The sequence below is a fragment of the Mycobacterium montefiorense genome (assembly GCF_003112775.1).
GTDB lineage: Bacteria > Actinomycetota > Actinomycetes > Mycobacteriales > Mycobacteriaceae > Mycobacterium > Mycobacterium montefiorense.
On the sequence record NZ_BFCH01000017.1, the window covers coordinates 486470 to 500970 of the forward strand.

Here is a 14501-nt window from a genome sequence, read left to right on the forward strand (position 1 = left end):
GCGTGATCAAAGATCAAGCATTGCCGGCGTCGGCGCGCCCGGCCGGTAATGGCGCACCGGGTGCCGGGCCGCCACCGGTACCGCCCTGCGGAATCGGCTCGCGATCAACCGGGCCAGCTGCGGGTGAGTCCCCAGCGGCCGGGTGATCAGGTCGGCGCCGCACCCGCGCAGCCTTTCCTGAAACAGGCCGTCGGCGAGCAGGTAGGAGGCGACCGCGACGCGACGCGCACCGTCGGCCCTGGCCATCCGAACGGCCTCGTCGATATGCGGATCGCCAATGGCCGCAAACCCCAAGCTGACTCGTGACCCGGTGAGCGCGGACAGCAGTGTCGCGGTGGTGTGCAGGTCGGCGCGGGCAATGGGGTCCGATGTTCCGGCGGCTCCGAGGATCACCGAATCACCGGGGCGCCAACCGGAATTCATCAGCTGGTCGGCGACGATCCGGGCGATCTCCCCACCCGGACCCAAAGCCGGAGTGACGATGACGTTGGGATGTCCGCTCGCCGCGACATGGGCAGGGACATCCGTGCGGACGTGGTAGCCGCGGGACAAGAACGCGGGTACCACGATGGCCTGGTGGCCACCGGCCGCGGAAAGTACTTCGCTCGGTGTGGGTCCCAGGACGTCGACGAAGGCAACCCGCACCGGGCGGCCGAGATGCCGGCTCACCTGTGCGGCCAGGTCGCCGATCATCGCGACACCGCCCGGCCGGCGGGTACCGTGCGCGGCAAGGATCAGGCTCACGACGATACCGCCGGTTCGTCGATCGCGAGCCGGTAGCCACGCTTGACCACGGTCGCGACAATGTTCTTGTCGCCCAAGGCTGTTCGTAGTCGTAGCACGGCGGTGTCGACGGCGTGCGGGTCGTTGCTGTTGCCGGGCAGTACCCGCAGCAGATCACCGCGGGCGACGACATCGCCGGGCCGGAGTGCCAGCGCGCGCAGCACCGACATCCCGGATCCGGACAGCGATTGGACCGAACCATCGACCAGCACGCAGTTTCCGCGGATCTCGATCGCGTGGCCCGCGGCCGTCACGCTGCTCGATCCGAGCAGCGGAAGTTTCTGGGCGATATGGCGAGCCAGGGCCCCCAGCCGCATTCGCTCGGGCGCTGTCGTCGGAATCCCCTTACGGTGCAACGGTTGTGCTGTTACCGGGCCGACACACATCGCGTGCACACCGGTGCGCAGCGCCTCGATCACCTGGTCTTCGAGATTCAGGTCGCGGCTGCGTTCCAGCACCGCGGCCGCAGCGGGTGCAGAGGTGAAGCTGACCGCATCGAATTGGCGTCGCGCGATTCCGGTGACCAGCTGGTCGAAGTTGCCGCCCATCGCGGTGGACTTCCATCGGTACACCCGGATGGGCACCACGTCGGCACCGGCGGCACTTAACCCGCCGACGAATTCGGGGAACGGATCCCAGGCGTCGGCGGCGCCATGCAGTTGCACGGCGATGCGCGTGCCGGAGACCCCCGATTCGAGCAGGTACTTGAGGAGCTCTTGGGAGGACTCGGATTTCGGCGACCACTCTTCGTGCAGACCGGCGGCGCGAAGCGCGCCGGTCGCTTTCGGTCCGCGGGCCAGGACCCGCGCCTTGGACAGTGATGTGAGGAGTTGGTTGGACAGGCCCCAACCCTCGGCCGCGGCCACCCAGCCGCGGAAACCGATGCCGGTGTGGGCGACCAGGATGTCGGGCGGGTCGGCGATCACGGCTTCGGTATTGCTCTGCAGTTCGTCGTCTTCGGGCAGCGCGATCATGGTGATCGCGGCGGCGCTGGAGACCTCCGCGCCTTGACGACTCAGCAACGCGCACAGCTCCTCGGAACGGCGCGCCGACGTCACCGCTATCCGGTATCCGGTAAGCGGTGACGAGCCGGGCTGGTCCATACGACCTGTGTATTCCTGTGACATTTCGGCGGCGTTACCTGACGATTGCTGACGCATTGCCCGTATTGCGGCGGTCGTCACACACTGGCGGTTTCGGTTTCGGTTTCGAGGACCGGGCTGGGCGCGTGGCGTGCCGACGCCGGGCGGCGCACGTACATCGCCCACGTCAGGATCGCCGCGACGAGGTAGGAGGCCAGGAACAGCCAGTACGCACCCGTCTCGGTACCGCTGCGCAGGTACGACTCGCGCAGCACCAGATTGATGCCGACGCCGCCGAACGCGCCGACCGCGGAGCAGATACCGATCAGCGATCCCGACTTCACGCGCGACCACTGCCGGCGCTCTGCCTCGCCGGCCTCCAACGCGCGACTGCGCGCCTCGAAGACCGACGGGATGAGCTTGAACACCGAGCCGTTGCCCATCCCCGACAGCACGAACAGAACGATGAACCCGATGACGTACCCGAGGACCGCGGTGGACGACGTCGTACCGCTGCGGTCCTCGACCGTGCTGATGCCCACCAGCAATCCGGCGCCCACAATCATGCCCACAAACACGCCCAGGGTGACGCGGCCGCCGCTGCGGCGGTCCGCCAGCCTGCCGCCGTAGATCCGTGCCAGCGAGCCCAATAGCGGCCCGACGAAGGCGATTTCGGCGGCGTGCAGCGACGCGTGCCTGACGCTTTCTCCGTTGGCCATGAAATTGACCTCCAGCACCTGGGCGAAGGCGAAGGAAAATCCGATCCAGGAGCCGAAAGTGCAGATGTAGAGCAGCGAGATCACCCAGGCGTCGCGGTCGAACAGGATCGACCGCATGTGGTTGAGCTCGAGGCCGTGGTCGAGATTGTCCATGAACAGCGCCGCGGCGATTCCGACCGCCGTGAGCAGCACTAGGTAAACCGCGCACACCCAGTACGGCGCCTGGTGGCCCGCGGTGGCCAGCGCCAGCAGCCCGGTCAATTGGATCCCCGCGACACCGAGGTTGCCGACACCGGCGTTGATTGCCAGTGCGGTGCCTTTGAGTCGCTGCGGATAAAACGCGTTGACGTTGGCCAGCGATGCCGCGTAGTTGCCGCCGCCCAGTCCGGTCAGCCCCGCGCACGCCACGTAGGGCCATAACGGCAGCCCGGGGTTGGCCAGCAACACGATGGTGCCGACGGTCGGGATCAGCAGCACGAACGCGGAGAACGTGGTCCAGTTGCGGCCGCCGAACTTCGCGATGCCCAGGGTGTAGGGGATTCGCGCGCAGCCGCCGGTCAGCGCCGCAACGGCGCCCAGTAGCAACTTGTCGCTGGCATTGAAGCCGTAGACCGACATCGGCATGAACAGCGCCATCACCGACCAGAGGGTCCAGATCGAAAAGGCGACGTGATCACCCGCCACAGTGCACAGCAGATTGCGGCGGGCGATCTTGTTGTTGCCGGCCTCCCAGGCCCCGGTGTCTTCCGGGTTCCACTCCGTGATGCGGTGGTTGCGGCCCATGCGATCTGTACCTTTCAACGAAATCCCGTGGGCGCGTGGAGAAGCCGCCCGTCTGAACCGCGCACCGACCTCGTGCCGGCGCCAATCGGCCCGACCCGCAAGCGAGCGGGACGAGCTGTTGTGAGTCTGGACTTCAATGCCCCTGTGGGCGCCTCGAATTGAGAGGCATGCCCTGCCGCAGTTCCGATGCTCACATTCAGAACAGAACTGCGTCAACTCAATCCGACCCATATCGCCTGTAAGTTGAATCCCAATTATCTGGTAGGTCGCTGAGGGGTTATCCGAGTCGGCATAACCACAGCTCAGCCCGGACGTTACACCCAATCGTCACAGCCAAAGATCATAAATACTCGACGGTTCCAGCGCGCCTGGGGAATTCGGTGTGAGGTGGAATACATTTCGTGCTACGCGGCTATCGGTACGGCACGCATATCGGGCCTATACGTGAGCCAGTCGGGCGGGCGATGCGGCCTGTGCAGCCGCCGGGGCGGTGACCTCGAGTGGGCGGCGTATGTACACCGCCCAGGTCAGCACCGAGGCAGCCAGGTAGCACACCGTGAAGGCCCAGAACGCCGACGTCGCCGTGCCGCTGTGTATATACGACTGGCGCAGCGCCAGATTGACGCCCACGCCACCGAGGGCGCCGACCGCACCGGCGAGTCCGATCAGTGCCCCAGACATGGAACGTGACCACTGCCGGCGCTCCATCTCGCCGACCTGCAGGGAGTAACTGCGCGCCTCGAAGATCGACGGAATCATCTTGTACACCGACCCGTTGCCGATGCCGGACAGGACGAACAGGGCAACGAACCCGATCACATAGCCGACCATCGTCGCGGTGGAAATGTGACCCGTGCCGCGGCGACCGAAAGTGCTTGCGCTGATCAAGATTCCGGCAGCCAGGATCATCGAGCAAAAGACGGCGAGGGTGACTCGGCCGCCGCCGATGCGGTCGGCAAGCTTGCCGCCGTATACCCGCGACATCGATCCCAATAGCGGCCCCAGGAAAGCGATCTGGGCGGCATGCAGCGATGCCTGCGCGGTGTTCTCGCCGCTGGCAGAAAAGTTCATCTGCAGCACCTGGCCAAACGCGAACGAGAATCCGATGAACGAGCCGAAGGTGCCGATGTACAGCAGCGCGATCACCCAGCTGTGCGGTTCGCGCAGCACCGCGCGCATGGTGTCCATCTCGATGCGGTACTGCGGCAGGTTGTCCATGTACACCGCGGCGCCGATACCGGCGATCGCCAGCAGCACAAGGTAAATCGCGCAGATCCAGTACGGCTGCCGGTTGCCTGCGGCCGCGATCACCAGCAGGCCGACCAGCTGGATCACCGGCACGCCGAGGTTGCCGCCGCCGGCGTTGACCGCTAACGCCCAGCCCTTCAGGCGTTGCGGGTAAAACGCATTGATGTTCGTCATCGACGACGCGAAGTTGCCCCCGCCCAGGCCGGCCAGGGCCGCGCACACCAGGTAGGGCCACAGCGGCAGGCCGGGGTGGGCCAGTAGCAGGATGGTGGCGACGGTCGGGATCAGCAGCACCAGTGCGGAGAACACCGTCCAGTTGCGCCCGCCGAACTTGGCGGTGGCAAACGTGTAGGGGAATCGCAGGCAAGCCCCGACCAGTGTGGCGGTAGCGCCGAGCAAGAATTTGTCCCCGGCGGAAAAGCCGTACACCGACGCAGGCATGAACAGCACCATCACCGACCAAATCGACCAGATCGAGAAGCCGATGTGTTCGGCGGCCACCGACCAGATCAGGTTGCGGCGGGCGATCTTTTTGTTGCCGGCTTCCCACGCCTGGATGTCTTCGGGGTCCCAGTCCGAAAGGACATGTGAACGGCCCAGCGGTAATTTCATGGGACTCCAATCGCCATCACTCTTGGCGATAACGCTAGGAATTCATTGTTGCCCGGGCGCTGCCCGCAATGACCCGGGCGTGAATTTCCGCTCACCTTTGCACGGCCGGCAGTGTGAGGGCTGTCAATCAGTGTGGCGTGCACCACAATTACGGGATTGAGCGCCGCATCAGCTCACATCGTAGCCGACGGGGCTGTGATGAATCACGCTGATATGGAAGAGATTTCGCAGCACGCCTACCACGCGTCGCCGGCGCGCCAATCGCATATCAGCTCCGCGGACGTGTCCAAGCCGACTACGACCGGGAAGACGAAGATCGATCCGTCGTCGTCGGGCGTGCGAATGGGGCCGGTCGGGGCCAGCACCGACGTCGGGCCAAGCCAGGGCACCCAGCCGCGCGCCGAATAGACGCCGCGGGCGCGGACCGAGGAACTCAGCGCCCCCATCTGATAAGCGCCACGCATCACCTGCTCGACTCCATCCAGCAGCGCGTGCACCAGCCCCTGGCCGCGGTGGTCCTCGCGTACCGCGACGCCTTCGACGTATCCACAGCGCAGCGCATTGCCTTGATAGAACAAACGCCGCTGCACCACGGCGGCATGCGCGATGATCGCGCCGTGATGCCAGATCAGGGCGTGCATGCCGCCCAGGGCATGCTCCCAGTCGTTCTCGGTGAAATCACCCGCGAAGGCGTCGGTGACCATCTCGTGGACACGTTGCCGGGTATCGCTGTCGAGATCGGCAGTGTGGACCAAGCGGGCGGTGTGGACCTGGCGTGTGGTGTGGACCTGAGTGGACACACGTCCTGTCTACAACTTTGTGGCCGGAATCGCATCTGGACAACACCCGATATCAGTTTGACTAAGCGCCTGCCGGGGATCGTGGCCGCGCCCAGTGCAGCCGTACCTGCTGACCCGCCCGCACCTGAGCGACCTTGTCGATGTCCTCGTCGATCACCACGCCGACGACCGGGTAACCGCCGGTGATCGGATGGTCGGGGCCCAGGATCACCGGTAATCCGTTGGGCGGCACCTGAATCGCTCCGCGGGTGGCGCCCTCACTGGGCAGCTGCCGGTCGGGGAAGCGGTACTGCAGCGGGCGGCCGACCAATCGCATCCCGACTCGGTCGCTACGGTCGGATGCCACCCAGTCGGTGTGCACCAGGACATCGGGGTCGACGAACCAGTCGTCGCGTGGTCCGGGCACCACCAACAGCTCGACCGCCTCGAGGCTGATGGCGGCCACCGGCGCCTGGTCGAGCTCGGGGTACTCGTCGGTGTGCGCGCCGACCGGCAGCTGGTCCCCGGGGGCCAGCGGCGACGGCCCGATCGCCGACATCACGTCGTAGCTTCGCGAACCCAGCACCGGTTCCACGGAAATGCCGCCGCGCACCGCCAGGTAGGTCCTCAAACCCGCCCGCGGGGTGCCCAGCGAAATCACCTGGCCGTCGCGGACATGATGAATGCTGTTGGTGCCGAACTTGATTCCGTTGACCGACGGATCGGTATCGGCGCCAGTCACCGCGATGTCGACATCGCCGCCGTGCACCCGGGCCGCGAAGCCACCGAAGGTCACTTCGACGGTGGCACGGTCGTCGGGATTGGCGACCAGCCGGTTGGCGAGCTTGTGCGAGCGGCGGTCGGCGGCGCCGGACCGGCCGACGCCGAGGCGGGCCTGCCCGACCCGGCCGAGGTCCTGGACAATGGCGAGTGGTCCGGTGCGCAGGATTTCCAGGGTTGTCACTACATGCTCCTTGGTTACGCGGCCCGGAATTGAACCCACATGCCCTGCGTCAGCAACGCCGGTTCGGATCGCACCAGGTCCCACAGGACTGCGTCGGTGTGACCGATGAGTTGCCAGCCGCCGGGGGATCGGCGTGGATATATCGCGCTGAATTCACCCGCGAGCGCTACTGAGCCGGCCGGTACCGCGGTCCGTGGTTCGGATCGGCGCGGCACCCGCAGGCGCGGGTCGCCGTCGACCAGGTATGCGAAACCCGGTGCGAATCCGCTGAACCCGACTCGCCACATCGTGGACGTGTGTGCGTTGATGACCTGTGCGGTCGTCAGCCCGGTGTGGCTGGCGACCTCGGCGAGGTCTGGGCCGTCGTACACGACGTCGATCACCACGTCGGCGGTGCGCTCGGCGTAGCCGGCCGTATCGGCGGTGACCCGAAGTTTCCGCAGCCGCTGACGGATGACGCCCTGATATCGAGGGCCATCGAGCTTGACCAGCACCGTGCCGACTGCGGGAACGATGTCAAGCACACCGGGCAGCGCCGCCGCATGCAGCGCATCCGCCCATGCCAGTACCTCGGCGGTGCTCCCACATTGCACCAACAGGGCCTGGTCGCCGTAATCCAGAACGACATTGCCGACCAGTTCGGTCGACACGTCCGCGGGGAGATCCGTCACGCTCATTACTGAACGGTAACCTCGGAATCGGGCCAGGCGGGAGGGGGCGGCGCGAGATTTTCGAGCACTGCCAGAGGTGCCTTAGCGAACGCTCAAAGAGACCGGGATCTAACCGAGGATTTTTCCGATCAGCGGGGGCAGCTGATCGGCGACCATGGGGTAGCTCAGCACCGACCCGAAGGCGATCGCACCCGCCTGGTCCTTGGTGGTGAACACGTGGCGGTTCTGCACGGTCGCCTGCGATCCCGCTATCTCGGGGTCGGCCAGCAGCGCCTTCTGCTGGTCCGGATTCTCGGTCGTCCAGATCACCACGTCGGCGGCATCGAGCACCGTTTTGATCTGATCGCGGGGGATGACGGCGCGGTGATCGGTGACGAAAGGCTTGATGCTGTCGGCGATCACCAGACCCATCTGGTTTAGGAAGTCGGTTCGCCAGCCCGCCGCGGTAGCGACCACGGTGCCCCCAGAAAGGGTGCCCTGCATCAGCAACGCCTTTTTGGTCCTCCACTGCGGATGATTCTGGGCGACGGCGACGAACTGCTTGTCGACGGCGTCGATCAGCGCGTTCATCTGGTCAGCCTGAAATACCGCCTGTCCGATCGTAATGGCCTGGTCCTTCCACGGCTCGAAGAAGGCGTCACCACCGGACTGCGCGACGGTCGGTGCGATCGCGGACAGCTTCTGGTAGGTGTCGGCGTCTACGCCGGCGTTGATCGCCACGATCAAATCGGGTTTCAGGCCGGCGATCTGGTCGACGGGAATTCCGCTGTCCAGGTTCAACACCACAGGTTGGGCGCCGCCGAGCTTGGACTGGGCCCACGGCCACACCGCGAACGGCTGGTCACCGAACCAGTTGGTTACCGCGATCGGCACGATGCCGACCGCGAGCAGATCGTCTTGCTCGGTGTAGCCCGCGCTGACCACACGTTTGGGCGGAGCCTTGATGACGGTCTGACCGAAAAGATGGGTGATCGTCACGCCTTCGCCGGCGGGGGCGTTCGACGTAGGTTTGGGCGACGAGCACCCCGATGAGGCCCCGGCGGCCGCGGTGACCGCGGCGGCACCGGCGAGCTGCAGGAACCCCCGCCGATTCCATCCGTGTCGCATCGCGTGAGAGTATCGCGTCGCCGACTCTGACCTGCATCGCCGCGCGGTTTCGCGGCTCAGCCCAGCGGCATGCCGGCATCCACCAAGTCCACCGGGCGATAGGTCGTCTCAGCCGTTCGCGGCGCGCTGCCGAGCACCGCGATCATGGCGCCGGTCAGCGCACCGGCGAACGCTCGGGCTTCGAAATCGTCTGTGGAACAGTCGATTCGGCGCCCGGTCAACTCGGCGACGGCGTTGACGGTGCGGCCGCACTCGTCGTACCTGGCCGCTTTAAGTTCCGGCGGCGCCCGGCCGGGAAGCGGGCGGTGTGTATCCCTGCCCCCCTTGTTTCCAAGGGCTGTAATCGGCGATCAACTCCTCCTGCGGCGGGCGCTGGTCGACCGCGACGTGCTGCAGGTTGATCCGGATCCGGTACCAGATCGAGCTCGGCCCGCGCATGCCGTCGACCAGCACGTCGGCCGGCCGCAACCGCTCGGCGACGGCAGGGTGGCGGTCACGCCAGGTGTCCAGCGCGGCCATCGCTTCGTCCTTGGTCTTGGTCCGGGCGATCTCGATCAGCGGCATCGACGACAGGCGCCGGCCCTCGGCACGCTTCCCGGAGCCGCGCGGCGCCCGCTCCGGCGGGCCCAGTTCCTCGGCCAGCATCAGCAGCCGGTCCAGCCCGCCGACCGCGTCGTCCATGCCCGCCCACGGGTCGCCGATATCGGCGAAACGCCCGGGGACGGTGGCAATCGTGAACGACTCCGGCCGGCAGCCGGCGACCTCGTCCCAATGCAGCGGCGTCGACACCCGGGCATCCGCAGTGGCTCGCACCGAGTAGGCCGACGCGACCGTGCGGTCCTTGGCGTTCTGGTTGAAGTCGACGAACACGCCCTCGCGCTCTTCCTTCCACCAGCGGCTGGTCGCCGCTTCGGGCACCCGTCGCTCGACCTCGCGCGCAACGGTCTGGGCGGCCAGCCGGACCTGACGGAACTCCCAGTGCGGAGCGATCCGGGCGTAGATATGAAAGCCCCGCGATCCGGATGTCTTCGGCCACCCGGTCAGGCCGTAGTCCTCGAGCACTTCGCGGGCCACCAATGCCACGTCGACGATCCGCTGCCAGGAGACCCCGGGCATCGGGTCCAGATCGACGCGCAGCTCGTCGGGATGGTCGAGGTCGTCGGCGAGCACCGGGTGCGGGTTGAGGTCCACGCACCCCAGGTTGATGGCCCACGCCAGGCCGGCGGCGTCGTGGATGACGGCCTCCGCCGCAGAAGTGCCGCGTGCGTAGTGGAGTTCAGCAACGTCGACCCAGTCCGGCCGCTTGGTCGGTGCCCGCTTCTGGAAGACGGCCTCTTGCGCTATCCCCTTGACAAAGCGCTTCAAGATCATCGGCCGGCCTGCTACCCCCCGCAACGCTCCGTCGGCGACCGAAAGGTAATAGCGGACCAGGTCGAGCTTGGTGTAAGGCCCTGTGTCACCGCGGGCTTCGAAGACGACCTTGTCGGGGTGGCTGATGGCGACCTGGTGCCCGGCAACCTCCAATGACGCCGGGCCGGTCATGGGATTCATCGTAATTCCGCGAAAATTTTCTGGCCGCGTTGCGACCCTCGTCACATAGGGTGAGGTTTATGCCTAATCTTCCTGGCCTGCCCGGGCAAGCCGTTTCCAAGATCCAGCAGTACGTCGAACGCGGCTCGGCCGAGTTGCACTACGTCCGGAAGATCTTCGAGGCGGGCGCGTTTCGGCTGGAGCCGCCGCAGAACTACACGGGGCTGGCCGCCGACATCGTCAAGTGGGGCGAGTTCGGCATGCTGCCCTCACACAACGCGAGACGCACCCCCGACCGCGCGGCGCTGATCGACGAAGACGGCGAGTTGAGCTATCGGGAACTCGACGAAGCCGCCCACGCAGTGGCCAACGGCCTGATCGAGAAGGGTGTCAAGGGCGGCGACGGTGTCGCGATCTTGGCCCGCAACCACCGCTGGTTCATGATCGCCAACTACGGCGCGGCCCGGGTCGGCGCCCGCATCATCCTGCTCAACAGCGAATTCTCCGGCCCGCAGATCAAAGAGGTCTCCGAGCGCGAGGGCGCCAAGATCATCATCTACGACGACGAGTACACCAAGGCCGTCAGCCAAGCCGAGCCGGAGCTGGGCAAGTTGCGGGCGTTAGGCGTCAACCCGGACAGCGACGAGCCGTCGGGCAGCACCGACGAGACGCTGGCCGAGCTGATCGAGCGCAGCAGCTCCGAGCCCGCACCCAAGGCGACCAAACACGCCTCGATCATCATCCTGACCAGCGGGACCACCGGAACGCCCAAGGGTGCGAACCGCAGCACCCCGCCAACTTTGGCGCCCGTCGGCGGCATCCTGTCGCACGTTCCGTTCAAGGCGAACGAGATCACGTCGCTGCCGGCGCCGATGTTCCACGCACTGGGTTATCTGCACGCCACCATCGCGATGTTCCTGGGTTCGACGCTGGTTCTGCGTCGCAAGTTCAAGCCGCCGCTGGTGCTGGAAGACATCGAGAAGCACAAGGTGACGGCCATGGTCGTGGTGCCGGTGATGTTGTCCCGGATCCTGGACGCGCTGGAAAAGATGGACTCCAAGCCCGACCTGTCCAGCCTGAAGATCATTTTCGTGTCCGGTTCGCAATTAGGCGCCGAGCTGGCCAACCGCGCGCTCAAGGACGTCGGTCCGGTGATCTACAACATGTACGGATCGACGGAGATCGCGTTCGCGACCATCGCCCGGCCCCAGGACCTGGAGAAGAACGCCTCGACGGTCGGGCCGGTCGTCAAGGGTGTGAAAGTCAAGATCCTCGACGACAACGGCAACGAGCTGCCGCAGGGCGACGTCGGACGCATCTTCGTCGGCAATGCCTTCCCGTTCGAGGGCTACACCGGTGGCGGGCACAAGCAGATCATCGATGGCCTGATGTCGTCCGGCGACGTCGGCTACTTCGACGAGGACGGTCTGCTGTACGTCAGCGGCCGCGACGACGAGATGATCGTCTCCGGCGGCGAGAACGTCTTCCCGGCCGAGGTCGAGGATCTGATCAGCGGACACGAAGCCGTGGTGGAGGCCACCGCGATCGGTGTCGAAGACAAGGAGTGGGGCCACCGCCTGCGTGCCTTCGTGGTGAAGAAGGAAGGCGCCGACGTCGACGAGGACACCATCAAGCACTACGTGCGCGACCACCTGGCCCGCTATAAGGTGCCGCGCGAAGTGGTCTTCCTTGAAGAGCTGCCGCGCAACCCGACAGGCAAGGTCCTCAAGCGTGAGCTGCGCGAAATGGAGATCGACTAGCGGGCCGGCGGCTTACGCGAGTCTCAGGTCCGCCCAGCGCTGATCATTTCTCGGCGAGGCACGACCTTGATGCGCTCGCGACCTCGCGCTTTGCCCAACGCCATCTCGTGTAGGTCAAGGCGTTCCCATTCCTCCCAGGTTGTGTAGTCGATGCCGTTCTGCGAGAGACACGCCAGGATCGCGTCGCGGTCGGATACGACGGGTGGGCGCAGACCCGGGAGGTCGGCCAGCAGGCTCGCGATTGTTTCGGCGGCATCGGATTTGGTGTGACCGATGAGCCCCACCGGGCCGCGCTTGATCCACCCTGTTACGTACACGGAGTCGATCATGGCGCCGTCCATGTCGAGCACTCGACCGGCATCATGCGGCACGATACCGGCGTGGTGGTCAAAGGGGAGATCAGCCAAGTGCGACGAAAGGTAGCCGACCGCGCGGTATACAGCCTGCACTGGCCAGTCGGTGAAATCGCCTGTCCCCCCGACCGTTCCGTTACCCAATAGTTCGGTTCTCTCGGTACGCAACCCCTCAACGTGTTCGGTTCCGAGGATCGCCACAGGTGCCTGGCATAAGTGGATATGGATTCGGCGCGAAGCGTCGGTCGGATCCATCTCCATGTACCGGAATAAGGTGTCGACCACGAGTCGCGTCGACTTGTTCGAGTTGATCGCTCGTTGACTGGCGTCGTCGATCTCGAAGCCGTCTGGATGCACGACCACATCGACGTTTGGCGAGTGCGACAACTCGCGAAACTCCATTGGGGTGAACTTGATCTGAGCTGGGCCGCGGCGGGCGAAGACGTGCACGTCGGTGGCGTGGTTGCCGGCGAGTCCGCGATAGACGTTGTCCGGTATCTCCGTGGTGAGCTGTTCGTCAGCTGGTTTCGCTAGTACACGGGCAATATCGAGAGCGACATTGCCCGCGCCCAGCACCGCGACATTCTTCGCGTTGAGGGGCCACTCACGCGGGACATCGGGATGGCCGTCGTACCAGGAAACGAACTCGGCGGCCCCATAACTCCCTGGCAAATCGATGCCCGGGATATCGAGATTTCGATCGGCCCGTGCGCCGGTGGCGAAGATGATCGCGTCGTAATGGTGCCGGAGATCGGAGAGCTTGATGTCAGTTCCATAATGGACATTGCCGATGAAGCGAAGCTCCGTCCGTGTAAGGACTCGCCGCAGCGCCTTGATGATCTCTTTAATGCGTGGATGATCTGGTGCAACGCCGTACCGTACAAGTCCGAAAGGCGTAGGGAGGCGGTCGAATACGTCCACCTGAGCATGTCTGTATTCGTTTGCGAGAATATCGGCGGCATAAATGCCCGCTGGACCCGCACCGACAACCGCAACCCTGATCTGCCGCATTTCCACCTTCCCTAGTTAGGTTAGGCAACCCTAAAATACTGTGAGGATGCGTCCAAGCTCAGCGGACGAGATTCCTGTCACATCGCCCGCCAAGCAACGGCCTTGGCGTCGCGGCCACAGCGAACGGGTTCTCTATCTTGAGGGCCGTTGACATCGGTTCGCGGGCTCAATCAGCTTCAACCCGAACAGGTTCCAGTGACTCACGGCTGCTGAACCAGCACCTCGCCGGTCAGTAGGTTTCGGTTCAGGGCGGATGCAGGCCGTCACACAATCTGGTGTCGTCGAACCGCCGGGACGGCGCTACGCGCGGGTGCGGGTTTGATCCGGTCAATGCGTGCACGCCGCGCCGGACACACCGCTGCGCTAGCGCCGGTCCTGGATAGACCGGATGATCTGGGTTGCGAGTTTGGGATCGGCCAGAAGTTGGTCGATCAGCGCGGTCAACACCTCTTGTCCGGTCACCCGGGCGACACCCAGGCGGTCGGCGGCTTCGCGCTGCCAGATGTCGAGGGCCCGGTGGGTGGCGGCCGGCAGGTCGACGGTGCGACGGGTCCGTTGGATGCGCGGCGCCTGCTCGCCTCCGGATCGTGATCGGGAATCTGCCGGCTCGGCGACTACTCGTTGAGGACGCGGCTGCCGAAAACCGGTGAGACGCTCGGTTGGTGTTGCGTCTCCGGAGGGTGACGTGGCGGACATCTGCGCGCGAAACGCGCTGGCATCGGGCCCGGCGTGGTCGGGGTTGAAGCTCACTGAGGCGACCGTCCCTCCCGCGGGTGCAAATCAGTAAATCAGTACTTACGTTCGCACGTTATCTACTGATTGTCTCACTGACACCAGCGTAAGTCGCGGCGCACAACGTCGGGTGTCACCGCCCGACCGTACTCGGCGTGGGTGTGCCTGGCGCTGACCTGGGGCTCTACCAGGAGAAATTCATGGCATTTGCTATAGATAAATAGATGCATGCGCGTCGGGCCATGCTATCTCTAGCATTAACTTGCCAGTATTCGTCACAAAAAGTGGCAATCAATCATTAATTAAGTGATTGCAGCGACGTGCAAATGCGGATCTACTGAAGCGCAATAATGCGTATCTCAGTACT

The 14501-nt window shown here is 65.2% G+C and carries 13 protein-coding genes; 1 reads left to right on the forward strand and 12 read right to left on the reverse strand.

The annotated features are described in order from the left end of the window. Positions 1–6: 6 nt before the first annotated feature. The 10 genes from DB708_RS12215 to DB708_RS12255 form a co-directional block, all read right to left on the reverse strand. Positions 7–744, reverse strand: a complete 738-nt coding sequence (locus tag DB708_RS12215; RefSeq protein ID WP_108922158.1) for a sirohydrochlorin chelatase — start codon at positions 742–744, stop codon at positions 7–9. Continuing rightward, positions 741–1886, reverse strand: coding sequence for a uroporphyrinogen-III synthase (locus DB708_RS12220; protein ID WP_108922159.1), 1146 nt, complete (start codon positions 1884–1886; stop codon positions 741–743). The genes DB708_RS12215 and DB708_RS12220 overlap by 4 nt, the downstream gene beginning before the upstream one ends. A gap of 77 nt (positions 1887–1963) precedes the next feature. Next, positions 1964–3367, reverse strand: a complete 1404-nt coding sequence (locus tag DB708_RS12225) for a nitrate/nitrite transporter (RefSeq protein WP_108922160.1) — start codon at positions 3365–3367, stop codon at positions 1964–1966. 438 nt (positions 3368–3805) lie between these two features. After that, positions 3806–5215, reverse strand: a complete 1410-nt coding sequence (locus tag DB708_RS12230; protein ID WP_108922289.1) for a nitrate/nitrite transporter — start codon at positions 5213–5215, stop codon at positions 3806–3808. A 248-nt stretch (positions 5216–5463) separates the two neighbouring features. Continuing rightward, positions 5464–6027 carry a GNAT family N-acetyltransferase gene (locus tag DB708_RS12235; RefSeq protein WP_108922161.1) on the reverse strand — a complete coding sequence of 188 codons (564 nt, stop codon included), beginning with the start codon at positions 6025–6027 and terminating at the stop codon, positions 5464–5466. Positions 6028–6088: 61 nt separating this feature from the next. Next, a complete protein-coding gene (locus tag DB708_RS12240) occupies positions 6089–6970 on the reverse strand; it encodes a 5-oxoprolinase/urea amidolyase family protein (protein WP_108922162.1) in 882 nt (293 codons plus the stop codon). A 14-nt stretch (positions 6971–6984) separates the two neighbouring features. After that, positions 6985–7647, reverse strand: coding sequence for a 5-oxoprolinase subunit B family protein (locus DB708_RS12245; protein WP_108922163.1), 663 nt, complete (start codon positions 7645–7647; stop codon positions 6985–6987). 102 nt (positions 7648–7749) lie between these two features. Further along, positions 7750–8748, reverse strand: coding sequence for an ABC transporter substrate-binding protein (locus DB708_RS12250; protein WP_108922164.1), 999 nt, complete (start codon positions 8746–8748; stop codon positions 7750–7752). A 56-nt stretch (positions 8749–8804) separates the two neighbouring features. After that, complete coding sequence (locus tag DB708_RS27670) at positions 8805–8969, reverse strand: hypothetical protein (RefSeq protein ID WP_235616735.1); 165 nt, start codon at positions 8967–8969, stop codon at positions 8805–8807. A gap of 49 nt (positions 8970–9018) precedes the next feature. Continuing rightward, entirely contained in the window at positions 9019–10299 is a 1281-nt protein-coding gene (locus DB708_RS12255; protein WP_108922165.1) for a DNA polymerase domain-containing protein, read from the reverse strand. 59 nt (positions 10300–10358) lie between these two features. On the opposite strand from DB708_RS12255, the gene fadD2 reads away from it, so the two are divergent. After that, positions 10359–12038, forward strand: a complete 1680-nt coding sequence (gene fadD2, locus DB708_RS12260; RefSeq protein ID WP_108922166.1) for a long-chain-fatty-acid--CoA ligase FadD2 — start codon at positions 10359–10361, stop codon at positions 12036–12038. Between the two features lie 23 nt (positions 12039–12061). Here fadD2 and DB708_RS12265 read toward each other — a convergent pair whose 3' ends face one another. Then, positions 12062–13402 (reverse strand): FAD-dependent oxidoreductase, encoded by a 1341-nt coding sequence (locus tag DB708_RS12265; RefSeq protein WP_108922167.1) that lies wholly within the window; start codon positions 13400–13402, stop codon positions 12062–12064. Between the two features lie 363 nt (positions 13403–13765). Next, entirely contained in the window at positions 13766–14152 is a 387-nt protein-coding gene (locus DB708_RS12270) for an ATPase (RefSeq protein WP_108922168.1), read from the reverse strand. Positions 14153–14501: the final 349 nt, after the last annotated feature.